This is a genomic window from Stenotrophomonas sp. ESTM1D_MKCIP4_1 (assembly GCF_003086895.1).
GTDB lineage: Bacteria > Pseudomonadota > Gammaproteobacteria > Xanthomonadales > Xanthomonadaceae > Stenotrophomonas.
The window spans coordinates 860,275-877,169 of sequence record NZ_CP026004.1 but is presented as its reverse complement, the minus strand read 5'-3'; the positions used below and the strand labels follow the sequence as shown (position 1 = coordinate 877,169).

Annotated in this window: 11 protein-coding genes; all 11 read right to left on the bottom strand. The window is 62.9% G+C overall.

Going from position 1 to position 16,895, the window contains the following annotated elements:
• Positions 1–8 precede the first annotated feature (8 nt).
• The 11 genes from rpsJ to rplK all read right to left on the bottom strand — a co-directional run bounded on the left by rpsJ (position 9) and on the right by rplK (position 16,640).
• The gene (rpsJ, locus tag C1924_RS03955) at positions 9–320 is read right to left on the bottom strand and encodes a 30S ribosomal protein S10 (protein WP_005408208.1); all 312 of its coding nucleotides are present in this window, start codon (positions 318–320) and stop codon (positions 9–11) included.
• 332 nt (positions 321–652) lie between these two features.
• A complete protein-coding gene (gene tuf / locus C1924_RS03950; protein WP_079220745.1) occupies positions 653–1,843 on the bottom strand; it encodes an elongation factor Tu in 1,191 nt (396 codons plus the stop codon).
• A gap of 51 nt (positions 1,844–1,894) precedes the next feature.
• Positions 1,895–4,036, bottom strand: a complete 2,142-nt coding sequence (fusA, locus tag C1924_RS03945; protein WP_108764162.1) for an elongation factor G — start codon at positions 4,034–4,036, stop codon at positions 1,895–1,897.
• Between the two features lie 138 nt (positions 4,037–4,174).
• The gene (gene rpsG / locus C1924_RS03940; protein WP_108764161.1) at positions 4,175–4,642 is read right to left on the bottom strand and encodes a 30S ribosomal protein S7; all 468 of its coding nucleotides are present in this window, start codon (positions 4,640–4,642) and stop codon (positions 4,175–4,177) included.
• Positions 4,643–4,654: 12 nt separating this feature from the next.
• Entirely contained in the window at positions 4,655–5,029 is a 375-nt protein-coding gene (rpsL, locus tag C1924_RS03935) for a 30S ribosomal protein S12 (protein WP_004145320.1), read from the bottom strand.
• A gap of 304 nt (positions 5,030–5,333) precedes the next feature.
• A complete protein-coding gene (gene rpoC / locus C1924_RS03930) occupies positions 5,334–9,557 on the bottom strand; it encodes a DNA-directed RNA polymerase subunit beta' (protein WP_108764160.1) in 4,224 nt (1,407 codons plus the stop codon).
• A gap of 87 nt (positions 9,558–9,644) precedes the next feature.
• Positions 9,645–13,799, bottom strand: a complete 4,155-nt coding sequence (gene rpoB / locus C1924_RS03925) for a DNA-directed RNA polymerase subunit beta (RefSeq protein WP_108764159.1) — start codon at positions 13,797–13,799, stop codon at positions 9,645–9,647.
• Positions 13,800–14,155: 356 nt separating this feature from the next.
• Complete coding sequence (rplL, locus tag C1924_RS03920; protein ID WP_108764158.1) at positions 14,156–14,524, bottom strand: 50S ribosomal protein L7/L12; 369 nt, start codon at positions 14,522–14,524, stop codon at positions 14,156–14,158.
• Between the two features lie 64 nt (positions 14,525–14,588).
• Positions 14,589–15,122 (bottom strand): 50S ribosomal protein L10, encoded by a 534-nt coding sequence (gene rplJ, locus C1924_RS03915; RefSeq protein WP_108764157.1) that lies wholly within the window; start codon positions 15,120–15,122, stop codon positions 14,589–14,591.
• Positions 15,123–15,508: 386 nt separating this feature from the next.
• Positions 15,509–16,207, bottom strand: coding sequence for a 50S ribosomal protein L1 (gene rplA / locus C1924_RS03905; RefSeq protein ID WP_108748650.1), 699 nt, complete (start codon positions 16,205–16,207; stop codon positions 15,509–15,511).
• A 4-nt stretch (positions 16,208–16,211) separates the two neighbouring features.
• On the bottom strand, positions 16,212–16,640 hold the full coding sequence (rplK, locus tag C1924_RS03900) for a 50S ribosomal protein L11 (protein ID WP_004145248.1): 429 nt from the start codon (positions 16,638–16,640) through the stop codon (positions 16,212–16,214).
• Between the last annotated feature and the right edge of the window lie 255 nt (positions 16,641–16,895).

Sequence of the window (16,895 nt, the reverse complement as noted above, 5' to 3'; positions counted from 1 at the left end):
CGTAGTCCTCAGGTCAGCTTGATCTGAACGTCGACGCCGGCAGCCAGTTCGAGCTTCATCAGCGCGTCCACGGTCTTGTCATTCGGGTCAACGATATCGAGCACGCGCTTGTGCGTGCGGGTCTCGTACTGGTCACGCGCGTCCTTGTCGACGTGCGGGGAAACGAGAACGGTATAACGCTCGATCTTGGTCGGCAGCGGGATCGGGCCACGCACTTGCGCGCCGGTCCGCTTGGCCGTCTCAACGATCTCGCTGGCCGAACGGTCGATCAGACGATGATCGAACGCTTTCAGCCGGATCCGGATCTTTTGGTCCGCCATGGCGGTAGGTTCCTTCGTTAAAAGAGCGACAGACAAAGCCTCTGGGTTGCTTTGCCCCGTGAAATCCCTGAATACGGACGGCCCGCACTCCTGCAGGCCGACAAGGTCAATCCGTGGACCTCAAAAACGTAGGCAGACCCAAGAACCGGTCTGCCCAGACGACGAAGCATAATGGCACGCAAGGCAGCTGTCAACAGTTTCCTGTTGACGCCGCCTGAATGGCATTGACCCTTCCTGGTCCGGGGAACACAAGGCACATCCTGTGCCTGCTTTCCCATTTGATACGCCCCGATGCCCTACCCAGGCAACATCGGGGCGCAGAGTCTAGCAGATTACTCGATGATGGTGGAGACCACACCGGCGCCGACGGTACGGCCACCTTCGCGGATTGCGAAGCGCAGGCCGGCGTCCATTGCGACCGGGTTGATCAGGGTGACAACCATCTTGATGTTGTCGCCCGGCATCACCATCTCGACGCCTTCCGGCAGCTCAACCGCACCGGTGATGTCGGTGGTACGGAAGTAGAACTGCGGACGGTAGCCCTTGAAGAACGGGGTGTGGCGGCCGCCCTCATCCTTCGACAGCACGTACACTTCGGCGTCGAACTTGGTGTGCGGCTTGATCGAACCCGGCTTGGCCAGAACCTGGCCGCGCTCGACGTCGTCACGCTTGGTGCCGCGCAGCAGCAGACCGGCGTTGTCGCCTGCCTGGCCCTGGTCCAGCAGCTTGCGGAACATTTCCACGCCGGTCACGGTGGTCTTCTGCACCGGACGGATGCCGACGATTTCGATTTCTTCGCCGACCTTGATCACGCCGCGCTCGATACGACCGGTCACCACGGTGCCGCGGCCCGAGATCGAGAACACGTCTTCCACCGGCATCAGGAACGGCTTGTCGACGTCACGCTCCGGGGTCGGGATCCAGCTGTCGAGAGCATCGACCAGCTTGATCACGGCCGGCACGCCGATGTCGCTCTGGTCGCCTTCCAGCGCCAGGCGGGCCGAACCCGAGATGATCGGGGTGTCGTCGCCCGGGAAGTCGTACTTGCTCAGCAGCTCGCGGACTTCCATTTCGACCAGTTCCAGCAGCTCGGCATCGTCAACCATGTCGGCCTTGTTCAGGAACACGACGATGTACGGCACGCCGACCTGACGCGACAGCAGGATGTGCTCGCGGGTCTGCGGCATCGGGCCGTCAGCGGCCGAGCACACCAGGATCGCGCCGTCCATCTGGGCGGCACCGGTGATCATGTTCTTCACGTAGTCAGCGTGGCCCGGGCAATCGACGTGGGCGTAGTGACGGGTGGTGGATTCGTATTCGACGTGCGCGGTCGAGATCGTGATACCACGAGCCTTCTCTTCCGGAGCGGCGTCGATTGCCGAGTAGTCCTTGAACTCGCCACCGAAGCGCTCGGCGCCGATCTTGGTCAGTGCGGCGGTCAGCGTGGTCTTGCCATGGTCGACGTGACCGATGGTGCCGACGTTGACGTGCGGCTTGGTGCGCTCGAACTTACCCTTTGCCATTGTTGTATCCCTTGATTGTCGTAAGTGGTTTCAGGAGAGGCTGAGCGAGGCTCAGCCCTTCTTCATGACGGCTTCGGCGATGTTGTTCGGCGCCGGCTCGTAATGGTCGAATTCCATGGTGAAGGTGGCGCGGCCCTGGGTCTGCGAACGCAGCGCAGTGGCGTAACCGAACATTTCACCCAGCGGGATCATCGCGTTGATGATCGAAGCGGAGCCGTCACCGGTGGTGTCGGAACCCTGCAGCACGCCGCGACGACGGCTCACGTCGCCCATCACGTCACCCTGGTAATCCTCCGGGGTCACGATCTCGACCTTCATGATCGGCTCCAGCAGCACCGGCTTGGCCTTGGCGAAGCCCTGCTTGAAGGCCATCGACGAAGCCAGCTTGAACGCCATTTCCGAGGAGTCGACGTCGTGGTACGAACCGAAGACCAGCTTGACCTTCACGTCCACCACCGGGAAGCCGGCCAGCGGGCCGCTGGTGATGGTTTCGCGCAGGCCCTTTTCGACCGACGGGATGAATTCCTTCGGAATGACACCACCGGTGATGTCATTGATGAACAGGAAGTCGTCCTTGATCAGCGGAGCGATCTTGGCGTCGGCACGGTCTTCAGCGGTGATCGGCGACAGCTCGATCACGACGTGACCGTACTGACCCTTACCACCGGACTGCTTGGCGTGCTTGTAGTCCGACTTGACGTCGGCCAGGGTGATGGTTTCGCGGTACGCAACCTGCGGCGCGCCGACGTTGGCTTCAACGTTGAACTCGCGCTTCAGGCGGTCGACGATGATGTCCAGGTGCAGCTCGCCCATGCCCGAGATGATGGTCTGGCCGGATTCTTCGTCGGTCTTGACGCGGAACGACGGATCTTCCTGCGCCAGACGGCCCAGGGCCAGACCCATCTTTTCCTGGTCCGACTTGGTCTTCGGTTCGACGGCCATCGAGATCACCGGCTCCGGGAACGTCATGCGCTCCAGGATGATCGGCTGGTCGATCGAGCACAGGGTGTCACCCGTGGTGGTGTCCTTCAGGCCCACGGCAGCGGCGATGTCACCGGCCAGGACTTCCTTGATTTCCTCGCGGTTGTTCGAGTGCATCTGCAGGATGCGGCCGATGCGCTCCTTCTTGCCCTTCACCGAGTTCAGGACGGTGTCGCCACCGTTCAGGGTGCCCGAGTAGACACGGAAGAAGGTCAGCGCGCCGACGAACGGGTCGGTGATGATCTTGAAGGCCAGCGACGAGAACGGAGCCTTGTCGTCGGACTTGCGGGTCATGGCGACGTTTTCGTCATCCACGTCGGTACCGGTCACGTCCGGCACGTCGACCGGCGACGGCAGCAGCTGGATCACGCCGTCGAGCATGGCCTGCACGCCCTTGTTCTTGAACGCCGAACCGCAGTACATCGGAACGATTTCGGTGGCCAGGGTACGGGTACGCAGCGCGTTGATGATTTCGGACTCGGCCAGCTCTTCGCCGCCCAGGTACTTTTCCATCAGCTCTTCGCTGGCTTCAGCCGCGGCTTCGATCATGAAGGTACGGGCTTCTTCAGCCTTTTCCTGCAGATCAGCCGGGATGTCGCCGTACTCGAACTTCATGCCCTGCGAGGCTTCATCCCAGTGGATGGCCTTCATCTTCAGCAGGTCGACGACGCCCTTGAAGCCGTCCTCGGCACCGATCGGCAGCTGCATCGGCACGGCGACAGCGCCGAGCTTGGCCTTCAGCTGGTCACGGACCTTGTAGAAGTTGGCGCCGGTGCGGTCCATCTTGTTGACGAACGCAATGCGCGGCACCTTGTAACGGTTGGCCTGGCGCCACACGGTTTCCGACTGCGGCTGCACGCCACCGACGGCACACAGCACGAACACCGCACCGTCGAGCACGCGCAGCGAACGCTCGACTTCGATGGTGAAGTCAACGTGCCCGGGGGTATCGATGATGTTGAAGCGGTGCTCCGGCAGGGACTTGTCCATGCCCTTCCAGAACGCGGTGGTGGCAGCGGACTGGATCGTGATGCCACGCTCCTGCTCCTGCTCCATCCAGTCCATGGTGGCGGCGCCGTCGTGCACTTCACCGATCTTGTGGCTCTTGCCGGTGTAGAACAGGATGCGCTCGGACGTGGTGGTCTTGCCGGCATCGATGTGAGCCATGATGCCGAAGTTACGGTAACGCTCGATGGGAGTGGAACGGGCCACGGGGAGCCTCTCAGATTTCTTGGATTTCGGATGGCCGAACGCCGCCTTGCGGCGGCCTTCGGATTGGCGCAGCCCTTCTGGGGCCGCGAGGCAGCACCGATGTGGTGCTGCCCTGCCTGTTTTACAAGGCCGTCAAACTCACCAGCGGTAGTGGGCGAAGGCCTTGTTGGCTTCGGCCATGCGGTGGGTTTCTTCGCGCTTCTTGATGGCGCCGCCACGGTTTTCCGAGGCGTCGATCAGTTCAGCAGCCAGCTTCTTCGGCATGGTGTTCTCACCACGCTTGCGCGCGGAGTCGATCAGCCAGCGCATGGCCAGAGCCATCTTGCGCGATGCACGCACTTCGACCGGCACCTGGTAGGTGGCACCACCGACACGGCGCGACTTCACTTCGACCGACGGAGCGACGTTGTCCAGAGCCTTCTGCACCAGCTCGATCGAGTTGGCGTTCTTCTCGGAGATGACGTCCATGGCGCCGTACACGATCTTTTCAGCGACGGACTTCTTGCCGCTCTGCATGACCATGTTGATGAAACGGGCGATGGTTTCGCTTCCGTGCTTCGGATCCGGCAGGACGGAACGCTGCGGAGTATTACCCTTACGCGACATAGTGGTCTCTCCTTATGCCTTCGGACGCTTGGCGCCGTACTTGGAACGGGCCTGGCGACGCTTGGCAACGCCGGCGGCGTCGAGCGAGCCACGAACGGTGTGGTAACGCACACCCGGCAGATCCTTGACGCGACCGCCACGGATCAGGACCACGGAGTGTTCCTGCAGGTTGTGACCTTCACCGCCGATGTAGGAAATGACTTCTTCCTGGTTGGTCAGGCGGACCTTGGCAACCTTGCGCAGAGCCGAGTTCGGCTTCTTCGGGGTGGTGGTGTAGACGCGGGTGCAGACGCCACGGCGCTGCGGGCACTTGTCGAGCGCCGGCGAGGCACTCTTGTACGTAGTAGCTTGCCGCGGCTTGCGGACCAGCTGGTTGATCGTCGCCATCAGTAGGTTCTTCTGATTGGTGGCCGGAAATCCGGCCAGAGATGCGGAAATGTTAAAGCAGGCCAAAATTCTGGCCTGCTGAGACAGACGATTGTAGCAACCTGCCAGAGAAGCAGTCAAACGCCTCCTGTCAAGCCCGTTCCTGATCCTGGAACGTTACTGGGGGGCCTCCATGTACCCCGTTCAGGTTGGCGGGGTGGATCGAGGATGATCCGCCCTGCCCTTTCCTTTTCCCGCCTGGCGGAGTCGACCAACGGTCGACTCTACCGCCGGGTGGTCCGGCCTTGCGGCCGGACCGGGTGACTCATTCTTCGCCAGACGCCTGTTCAGCTTCGGCTTCAACGGCCGGCGCCTCAGCCGCAACCGGGGTACCGGTCAGGGCCTGCATCTCCGAGTCGGTGAGACCCGAAGCGCCGCGGCGGCGGCTGCTGTGGTACGACAGACCCGTACCGGCCGGGATCAGGCGACCCACGATGACGTTTTCCTTCAGGCCGCGCAGGTTGTCCTTGGTGCCGCGGACGGCAGCTTCGGTCAGCACGCGGGTGGTTTCCTGGAACGAAGCCGCCGAGATGAACGATTCGGTCGCCAGCGATGCCTTGGTGATACCCAGCAGGACCGGATCGAAGTGCGCCGGCAGCTCGTTGCGGGTCGACAGGCGCGCATTCTCCTCGATCACGCGCTGGCGCTCCACCTGTTCGCCGTTCAGGAACTTGCTGCTGCCCTGATCGGTGATCTCGACCTTGCGCAGCATCTGGCGGGTGATGACCTCGATGTGCTTGTCGTTGATCTTCACGCCCTGCAGGCGGTACACGTCCTGGATTTCCTTCACCAGGTAAGCCGCCAGCGGTTCGACACCCAGCAGACGCAGGATGTCCTGCGGGCTCGGCTCGCCGTCCACGATGGTTTCGCCCTTGGTGACGTGCTCGCCTTCAAAGACGATGACCTGGCGGTACTTCGGAATCAGCTCTTCGTGCTCCGAACCGTCGGTGTCCTTGATGATCAGGCGCTGCTTGCCCTTGGTGTCCTTGCCGAAGCTGATGATGCCCGAACGCTCGGCCAGCACCGCCGGATCCTTCGGCTTGCGGGCCTCGAACAGATCGGCCACGCGCGGCAGACCACCGGTGATGTCGCGGGTCTTCGATGCTTCCTGCGGGATCTTGGCGACGACGTCGCCCACGCCGACGGCGGCGCCGTCCTGCAGGTTGACGATCGAACGCGGCGGCAGCAGGTACTGCGCCGGCAGGTCGGTGCCCGGGATCGACAGGTCGTTGCCCTTGGCGTCGACGATGCGCACGATCGGGCGCAGGTCCTTGGCCTGGGTACCACGACGCTTCGGATCGGTGATTTCACGCGAAGCGAGGCCGGTCAGCTCGTCGGTCTTCTCGATGACGGTGATGCCGTCGACGAAGTCGATGAAGCGGATGAAGCCGGCAACTTCCGACACGATCGGGTGGTTATGCGGATCCCAGTTGGCCACGGTCTGGCCAGCCTTGATCGCATCACCGTCCTTGGAGGTGATGGTTGCACCGTACGGCAGCTTGTAACGCTCACGCTCACGGCCGTGGGCATCGAGCACCGAGATTTCGCCCGAGCGCGACACTGCCACCAGCGAGCCGTTGGCGTGCTCGACGGACTTGAGGTTGCTGAACTTGACCGAGCCGGTGGTCTTGACGGTGATGTTGTCGACCGCAGCAGCTCGCGACGCCGCACCACCGATGTGGAACGTACGCATGGTCAGCTGGGTACCCGGCTCACCGATGGACTGGGCGGCGATGACGCCGACCGCTTCACCGATGTTGACCAGGTGGCCACGGGCCAGATCGCGGCCGTAGCAGCGACCGCAGACGCCGAAGGCCGATTCGCACGAGATCGTCGAACGGACCTTGATGCTCTGCACGCCGGCATCTTCCAGCTTGGCAACCCAGGCTTCGTCCAGCAGGGTGTTGCGGGTGACGATCGGATCTTCGTCGTTGCCCGGCAGGAACACGTCCTCGGCAACCACACGACCCAGCACGCGATCCTTCAGCGGCTCGACCACGTCGCCGCCTTCCACGATCGGGGTCATGATCAGGCCTTCGGTGGTACCGCAATCCACCTCGGTGATGACCACGTCCTGCGCGACGTCGACCAGACGACGGGTCAGGTAACCCGAGTTCGCGGTCTTCAGCGCGGTATCGGCCAGACCCTTACGGGCACCGTGGGTGGAGTTGAAGTACTCCTGCACGTTCAGGCCTTCGCGGAAGTTCGCCTTGATGGGCGTCTCGATGATCGAGCCGTCCGGACGCGCCATCAGGCCACGCATACCGGCCAGCTGACGGATCTGCGCCTGCGAACCACGCGCACCGGAGTCGGCCATGATGTACAGCGAGTTCATCGACTTCTGGTCGATGGTCTCACCCTTGGCATTGACGACCTTCTCGGTACCGATGGTGTCCATCATCGCCTTGGCGATGCGCTCATTGGTGCGCGACCAGATGTCGACCACCTTGTTGTAGCGCTCGCCGGCGGTGACCAGACCCGACTGGTACTGCTCCTGGATTTCCAGCACTTCGGCTTCGGCCTCGGTGAGGATGCCCTTCTTCTCGTCCGGGATCAGCATGTCGTCGATGCCGATGGAGACGCCGGCGCGGGTCGCGTAGGCGAAGCCGGTGTACATCAGCTTGTCGGCGAAGACGACCGTGTCCTTCAGGCCCAGCTGGCGGTAGCTGGAGTTGATCAGGCGGCTGATGTTCTTCTTGGTCAGCTCGGTGTTGGCCAGCGCGAACGGCAGGCCTTCCGGCAGGATTTCAGCCAGCAGGGCGCGACCGATCGTGGTGTCCACGATCGAGGTCTTCGGCTGCTTGTTGCCTTCTTCGTCGGTCACCACTTCAGTGATGCGGACCTTGACGCGCGCGTGCAGTTCCACCACGCGGTTGTCGTAGGCGCGCTTGACTTCAGCGATGTTGGCGAAGGCCATGCCCTCGCCCTTCTTGTTTTCCAGCGAGCGGGTCATGTAGTACAGACCCAGCACGACGTCCTGCGACGGCACGATGATCGGCTCGCCGTTGGCCGGCGACAGGATGTTGTTGGTCGACATCATCAGCGCACGCGCTTCCAGCTGGGCTTCCAGCGAGAGCGGCACGTGGACGGCCATCTGGTCACCGTCGAAGTCGGCGTTGAACGCGGTGCAGACCAGCGGGTGCAGCTGGATGGCCTTGCCTTCGATCAGCACCGGCTCGAACGCCTGGATGCCCAGACGGTGCAGGGTCGGCGCACGGTTCAGCATCACCGGGTGTTCGCGGATGACCTCTTCCAGGATGTCCCAGACTTCGGCTTCTTCGCGTTCGACCAGCTTCTTGGCGGCCTTGATGGTGGTGGCCAGGCCACGGCGCTGCAGCTTGGCGAAGACGAACGGCTTGAACAGTTCAAGCGCCATCTTCTTCGGCAGGCCGCACTGGTGCAGGCGCAGGTACGGACCGACCACGATGACCGAACGGCCCGAGTAGTCGACGCGCTTGCCCAGCAGGTTCTGGCGGAAGCGACCCTGCTTGCCCTTGATCATGTCGGCCAGCGACTTCAGCGGGCGCTTGTTGGTGCCGGTGATGGCACGGCCGCGACGGCCGTTGTCCAGCAGCGCATCGACCGATTCCTGCAGCATGCGCTTTTCATTGCGCACGATGATGTCCGGCGCGCTCAGTTCGAGCAGGCGGCGCAGGCGGTTGTTACGGTTGATGACGCGGCGGTACAGGTCGTTCAGGTCGGAGGTCGCGAAGCGGCCACCATCCAGCGGAACCAGCGGACGCAGGTCCGGCGGCAGCACCGGCAGCACGGTCATGACCATCCACTCCGGACGGTTGCCCGATTCCAGGAAGGCTTCGATCAGCTTGATGCGCTTGGTGAGGCGCTTGAGCTTGGTTTCCGAACCGGTAGCGGCGATTTCCTCGCGCAGGCGGGTCATTTCCGACTGCAGGTCGATGGTGCGCAGCAGTTCGTAGACGGCCTCGGCGCCCATGGCGGCGTCGAAGTCATCGCCGTGCTCCTGGCGTGCCTGCAGGTACTGCTCTTCGGTCAGCAGCTGGCGGCGCTCCAGGGCGGTCAGGCCCGGCTCGGTCACCACGTACGCTTCAAAGTACAGCACGCGCTCGATGTCACGCAGGGTCATGTCCAGCATCAGGCCGATGCGCGACGGCAGCGACTTGAGGAACCAGATGTGCGCGACCGGCGAGGCCAGGTCGATGTGGCCCATGCGCTCGCGGCGCACCTTGGCCAGGGTCACTTCAGTGCCGCACTTTTCGCAGACCACGCCGCGGTGCTTCATGCGCTTGTACTTGCCGCACAGGCACTCGTAGTCCTTGACCGGCCCGAAGATGGCGGCGCAGAACAGGCCGTCACGTTCCGGCTTGAAGGTACGGTAGTTGATGGTTTCCGGCTTCTTCACTTCGCCGAAGGACCACGAGCGGATCAGGTCCGGCGAGGCCAGCGCGATCTTGATCGCGTCGAAGTCCAGCGTCTGGCGCTGCTGGTTGAAGAGGTTGAGCAGGTCTTTCATGGTGTTCTCCAGAAGGAGGAATGCTGTGTCGATGGGCTTTCAGGTCACTGCCAGCGGCGCGGCGGCGGACCGCCGCGCCGGCATGGATCAGTTGTCTTCCAGTTCCATGTTGATGGCCAGCGAGCGGATTTCCTTCACAAGGACGTTGAAGGATTCCGGCATGCCCGCGACCATCTCGTGCTCACCGTCGACGATGTTCTTGTACATCTGGTTGCGGCCCTGCACGTCATCGGACTTCACCGTCAGCATTTCCTGCAGGGTGTAGGCCGCGCCGTAGGCTTCCAGCGCCCAGACTTCCATTTCACCGAAGCGCTGGCCGCCGAACTGCGCCTTGCCGCCCAGCGGCTGCTGGGTGACGAGCGAGTACGGACCAGTCGAACGGGCGTGCATCTTGTCGTCGACCAGGTGGTTCAGCTTCAGGTAGTGCATGTAACCGACGGTGGTGTGGCGGTCGAAGGCTTCACCGGTGCGGCCGTCATACAGCTGGGTCTGGCCACTGCTCGGCAGGTCGGCCAGTTCCAGCATGCGCTTGATTTCCGCTTCGGTGGCGCCGTCGAACACCGGGGTGGCCATCGGCACGCCGTCGGTGAGGTTACGGGCCAGGCGCAGCAGTTCCTCGTCGCTGAACTGCGACAGGTCGACACGGTTGGCCACGTTGGTGTCGTCGTGGTTGTAGATGTCGTCCAGGAACTTGCGCAGGTCGGCAACCGCAGCCTGGGCTTCCATCATTGCCTGGATCTTGCGACCCAGACCCTTGGCTGCCCAGCCCAGGTGCACTTCCAGGATCTGGCCGATGTTCATACGCGACGGCACGCCCAGCGGGTTCAGCACGATGTCCACGGTTTCACCCGAGGCCATGTACGGCATGTCCTCGACCGGCACCACGTTGGACACCACACCCTTGTTGCCGTGGCGGCCTGCCATCTTGTCGCCCGGCTGGATGCGGCGCTTCACGGCCAGGAACACCTTGACCATCTTCAGCACGCCCGGGGCGAGGTCGTCGCCAGCGGTGATCTTGCCGCGCTTGTCGGCGAAGCGACGCTCGAATTCCTTCTCGTGCGCCTGGATCTGCTTCTGGGCGCGCTCGATGGCTTCCGAAGCGTCCTCGTCCTTCATGCGCAGCGCGAACCAGTCAGCCTTCTTCAGGCCGTCCAGGTAGGCGTCGGAGATGACGTCGCCCTTCTTCAGACCGGCACCGCCGTTGACCACCTTGCCCACGATCTGCGAACGCAGACGCATGTAGATGGCCGCTTCCAGGATGCGGAACTGGTCGTCGAAGTCCTTCTTGACGCGCTTGATTTCAGACTCTTCGATCTGGCGGGCGCGCTTGTCCTTCTCGATGCCGTCGCGGGTGAAGACCTGCACGTCGATGACGGTGCCGTCCATGCCCGGCGGAACGCGCAGCGAGCTGTCCTTAACGTCCGAAGCCTTCTCGCCGAAGATCGCGCGCAGCAGCTTCTCTTCCGGGGTCAGCTGGCTTTCGCCCTTCGGGGTGACCTTGCCGACCATGATGTCGCCGGCGCGGACTTCCGCACCGATGTACACCACGCCGCTTTCGTCCAGGCGGTTCAGCGCCTGCTCGGAAACGTTCGGGATGTCGGCGGAGATTTCTTCCGGCCCCAGCTTGGTGTCACGCGCGACGCAGGTCAGCTCTTCGATGTGGATCGTGGTGTAGCGATCCTCTTCCACCACGCGCTCGGAGAGCAGGATGGAGTCTTCGAAGTTGTAGCCGTTCCACGGCATGAACGCGATCAGCATGTTCTGGCCCAGGGCCAGTTCGCCGATATCGGTGGACGGACCGTCGGCCAGCACATCGCCGCGGGCGATGATGTCACCCACCTGGACCAGCGGACGCTGGTTGATGCAGGTGTTCTGGTTGGAACGGGTGTACTTGACCAGGTTGTAGATGTCGACGCCGGCGTCGGTGGCACCGACGATCTCTTCCTCGACCACCTTGACCACGATGCGCGCGGCGTCGATCTGCACGATCTCGCCACCACGGCGGGCGTTGACGGTCACACCGGAGTCACGCGCCACGGCGCGCTCGATGCCGGTACCCACCAGCGGCTTCTGCGCACGCAGGGTCGGCACGGCCTGACGCTGCATGTTCGCGCCCATCAGTGCGCGGTTTGCGTCATCGTGCTCCAGGAACGGAACCAGCGCAGCGGCAATGGACACGGTCTGCATCGGCGAGACGTCCATGAAGTGGACTTCCGCCGGCGGCTTCAGCAGCGATTCGCCCTGGAAACGGCAGGGAACGAACTGTTCGGTCAGCACGCTGTTGGCATCGGTCAGGGCGTTGGCCTGGGCGATGACGTACTCGTTTTCTTCGATGGCCGACAGGAACTCGACTTCATCGTGGACCTTGCCGTCCACCACCTTGCGGTACGGGGTCTCGAGGAAACCGTACTTGTTGGTGCGGGCGTACACGGCCAGCGAGTTGATCAGGCCGATGTTCGGGCCTTCCGGGGTTTCGATGGTGCAGACGCGGCCGTAATGGGTCGGGTGCACGTCGCGCACTTCAAAGCCGGCGCGCTCACGGGTCAGACCGCCCGGGCCCAGGGCCGAGACGCGACGCTTGTGGGTCACTTCCGACAGCGGGTTGTTCTGGTCCATGAACTGCGACAGCTGCGAGGAGCCGAAGAACTCCTTGATGGCAGCGGCAACCGGCTTGGCGTTGATCAGCTCCTGCGGGGTCAGGCCTTCCGACTCGGCCATCGACAGGCGTTCCTTGACCGCGCGCTCGACGCGGACCAGGCCGACGCGGAACACGTTCTCGGCCATTTCACCGACCGAACGCACGCGACGGTTGCCCAGGTGATCGATGTCGTCGACCACGCCGCGACCGTTGCGGATCTCGGTCAGGACCTTGATCACGTCCAGGATGTCGGAGCTGTCGCCATGGGCGCCAACCAGACGCTTGGACTCTTCGTCGTTGCGCTCGCCGAAGTACTTGCTGTCGTACAGCACGGCTTCGCCGGTGGTTTCCTTGCGGCCCACGCGACGGTTGAACTTCATGCGGCCGACCGCGGACAGGTCGTAGCGCTCGAAGGTGAAGAACAGGTTGTGGAACAGGTTCTGCGCGGCATCCTTGGTCGGCGGCTCGCCCGGACGCATCATGCGGTAGATTTCGACCAGGGCTTCCAGCTGGGTCTTGGTCGGATCGATGCGCAGGGTGTTGGACAGGTAAGGGCCCCGATCCAGGTCGTTCACCCACAGGGTGCCCACCGCATCGACGCCGGCCTTGCGGAAGTTCTGCAGCTGCTCGTCGCTGATTTCGTCGTTGGCCTGGGCCAGCAGTTCGCCGGTCGAGGCATCAACCACGTCGTGCGACAGGATGCGGCCGACGATGTAGTCGTCCGGCACGGCCAGGGCGGCAATGCCCGAGGCTTCCAGCTGCTTGATGTGGCGCGCGGTGATGCGCTTGCCGGCTTCCACGATGACCTTGTCGCCGTCGGCGAGGTCGAAGCCCAGGGTTTCGCCACGCAGGCGTTCCGGCACCAGCTCCAGCTGGACGCCTTCATCCGGGTTGATGTGGAAGGTGTTGATCTCGAAGAACTCGGCCAGCATCTCTTCGTTGCTGTAGCCGAGCGCGCGCAGCAGGATCGACACCGGCAGCTTGCGGCGACGGTCGATACGGGTGAACAGCGCATCCTTCGGGTCGAACTCGAAGTCCAGCCAGGAACCGCGGTAAGGAATGATGCGGGCGCTGTACAGCAGCTTGCCCGAGCTGTGGGTCTTGCCACGGTCGTGGTCGAAGAACACGCCCGGCGAGCGGTGCAGCTGGGAGACGATGACGCGCTCGGTGCCGTTGACGATGAAGGTGCCGTTTTCGGTCATCAGCGGGATTTCGCCCAGATAGACCTCCTGCTCCTTCACGTACTTGATGGCCTTGGTCGACGACTCGCGGTCGTAGATGACCAGGCGCACGGTGACGCGCAGCGGCGCACCGTAGCTCATGCCACGCTGACGGCACTCACGCTCGTCGAAGACCGGCTCGCCCAGCTTGTAGCCGACGTATTCCAGGGCGGCGTTGCCGCTGTAGCTGGCGATCGGGAAGACCGACTTCAGCGCAGCGTGCAGGCCGTAATCGGCGCGCTTGGCCGGATCGATGTTTTCCTGCAGGAAATCACGGTAGGAATCCACCTGGATGGCCAGCAGGAACGGCACTTCGAGGATCGAGCGCTGCTTGCCGAAATCCTTGCGGATACGCTTTTTTTCGGTGAACGAATAGGACGTCATGAGGTCTTCCACCTTGTTGTGCGGGCCGTGCGCCCACGACCCGAAGGGAACTTGAAATTGTCAGTTGGAAGTCGCTGGTATTGCCGGCACCAGCACGCCTTCTCCCGCTACTTCCAACTGCCAACTCGTCTGCATCTACTGCCCTGCCGCCGCGCTGGGCGCTGGCTGGCGAGGGTATGACCGCAGCCCGTGTTGGGCTTTCTGCTGCTTATTGCATCCACGCATGGCGTGGATCTACCGATTACATCCACGCATGGCGTGGATCTACCACACCGCAACAACGACCAAAGGCCGGGGGCTTACGCCCCCAGCCTTGGCTGCATCGCCGTGAATCGATGACGATGCAAGGGAAGTGCTTACTTGACTTCGACAGTCGCGCCAGCAGCTTCCAGGTCCTTCTTCATCTTCTCGGCTTCTTCCTTCGAAGCGTTGTCCTTCAGGACGCCGCCGGCTTCGGCCAGGTCCTTCGCTTCCTTCAGGCCCAGGCCGGTGATGGCGCGGACGGCCTTGATGACTTCGACCTTCTTGTCGCCAGCGGTCTTCAGGGTGACGACGAATTCGGTCTGCTCTTCAACAGCAGCGGCCGGGCCAGCGGCAGCGGCCACGGCAACCGGAGCAGCGGCGGAGACGCCGAACTTCTCTTCGATGGCCTTGACCAGCTCCATCACTTCCATCAGGGACTTCTCGGCGATGGCGTCGACGATCTGTTCGTTGGTAAGGGACATGATAATTACCTTTGGATGATTTTCTGGATTGAGGTTCCGTCAGGAACCACTAATGAGTCGAAACTCAGGCGGTCTCGGCGGCCGGTTCAGCAGCTTCAGCGGCTTCGCCACCGTTCTGCTTGTCACCGATTGCCTTGATGGCGCGGGCGAACATCGTGACCGGCTCGGTCAGGACGCGTGCCAGCATTGCCAGGGCCTGGTCGCGGGTCGGCAGCGATGCCAGCACGTCGACGTGGCTCGCCGGGAACACTTCACCACCGATGGCGACGACCTTAGCCTTCAGCTTGTCGTTGCCCTTGGCGGCTTCCTTGATCAGGCGACCGGCTGCGCCGGGCTCCTCGAGCGAGAACGCGTACAGCAGCGGACCAACCATCTGGTCCTGTGCGACTGCGAACTCGGTGCCTTCAACAGCACGCGAAGCCAGGGTGTTCTTGACAACCTTCAAGAAAACACCGGTTTCACGAGCCTGCTTGCGCATCGCGGTCATCTGGGCGACCGTGGTGCCAGCGTATTCGGCTGCGATCAAGGAGTGGGCCTTGGCGGCGACGTCTGCCAGCTCGGCGACTACTTCTTGCTTCTGGGACAGATTGAGAGCCATTGCACTCCTCCAATTGAACTCCGCTTACGGCTCCTGCCGTGTGCGGTCCTGTGCGGCATCCGTCCTGGACGCCGGGAACATCGGAATGATGTTCCGGGGGTGGGCCGTTCCAGACCTGGAGTGCAATCGGGGAAGATCCCAGACGTGCGTGAACCAGAAAAACTCCAGAAGGGCACCATCTACGCAGGTTGATTCCGGGGAATCGATTAAGCGGTCATTGCTGCTCCGGCGGCGACTCCCTGCCATTTCGAGCTTCCGTGCCCGTCGCCGGTATTGCCACGACCGCGCCTGCGGTCTTTGACGGCTACCGCCAGCGATGGACTGCCGGCGATGCCTTCAAATGTCACGGTCACGGTGCCCGAGGGTACCGTGACCGCTTGAAACAATTACTTCAGGGTCAGCGACGACTGGTCGACGGTGACGCCCGGGCCCATCGTCGAGCTGACCGAAACCTTCTGCAGGTAGGTGCCCTTCGAGGTGGCCGGCTTGGCCTTGATCAGGTCCAGCAGCAGCGCGGTCAGGTTCGACTTCAGCGCGTCTTCGGCGAAGTCGGCCTTGCCGATGGTGCAGTGGATGATACCGGCCTTGTCGGTGCGGTAACGGACCTGGCCGGACTTGGCGTTCTTCACGGCTTCACCCGGGTTCGGGGAGACGGTGCCGACCTTCGGGTTCGGCATCAGGCCGCGCGGGCCCAGCACGGTGCCCAGCTTACCGACGACGCGCATGGCGTCCGGGGTCGCGATGACGACGTCGTAGTTCAGATCGCCGGCCTGCATCTTCTCGGCCAGATCGTCCATACCGACGGCTTCGGCGCCAGCGGCCAGGGCTTCGTCAGCCTTGGCACCAGCCGGAGCGAAGACAGCGACGCGGACCGACTTGCCGGTACCAGCCGGCAGCACGGTGGAGCCACGGACCTGCTGGTCGGACTTCTTCGCATCGACGCCCAGGCGCACGGCAACGTCGATCGACTCGACGAACTTGGCCTTGGTGGCGGACTTCAGGATGTTGATCGCGTCCTCGAAGGCGTACGACTTGCCCGGGACAACGGCGGCCTTGATGGCCTTCTCACGCTTGGTCTGTGCCATCTTATTAACCCTCCACCACGAGGCCCATGGAACGGGCAGAGCCAGCGATGGTACGCACGGCGGCGTCCAGATCGGCGGCAGTCAGATCCGGTTCCTTCGCCTTGGCGATCTCTTCCAGCTGCTTACGGGTGACCTTGCCGACCTTCTCGGTGTTCGGGCGCTTGGAGCCCGACGAGATGCCAGCGGCCTTCTTCAGCAGGGTGGTGGCCGGGGTGCTCTTGGTGATGAAGGTGAACGTACGGTCCGAGTAGGCCGTGATGATCACCGGAACCGGCAGACCCGGCTCGAGCTTCTGCGTGGCAGCGTTGAACGCCTTGCAGAATTCCATGATGTTCAGGCCGCGCTGACCCAGCGCAGGACCGACCGGCGGCGAGGGGTTGGCCTGACCGGCCTTCACCTGCAGCTTGATGTAACCGACAACTTTCTTTGCCATTTGAGTGCTCTCCGGGTGCTAGCGCCTTTCGACAACAGGCTCCCCATCGGACCGGGAATCACGCGTCCCGGCATCGCGTTTTGAAATCATGCTGAAGGCCACCTTGCGGCGGCCTCATCCTGCTGGCTTCCCAGCGGGGAGCCGCGCACTATATCAGGTTTTTTCTTCACATTCCTGAAGCGGCATATAAACGAAGGAAACCGGGCCAGGCCCGGTTCCTTTTGTAGAGTCGAGCTTGCTCGACTGCACGGTAAA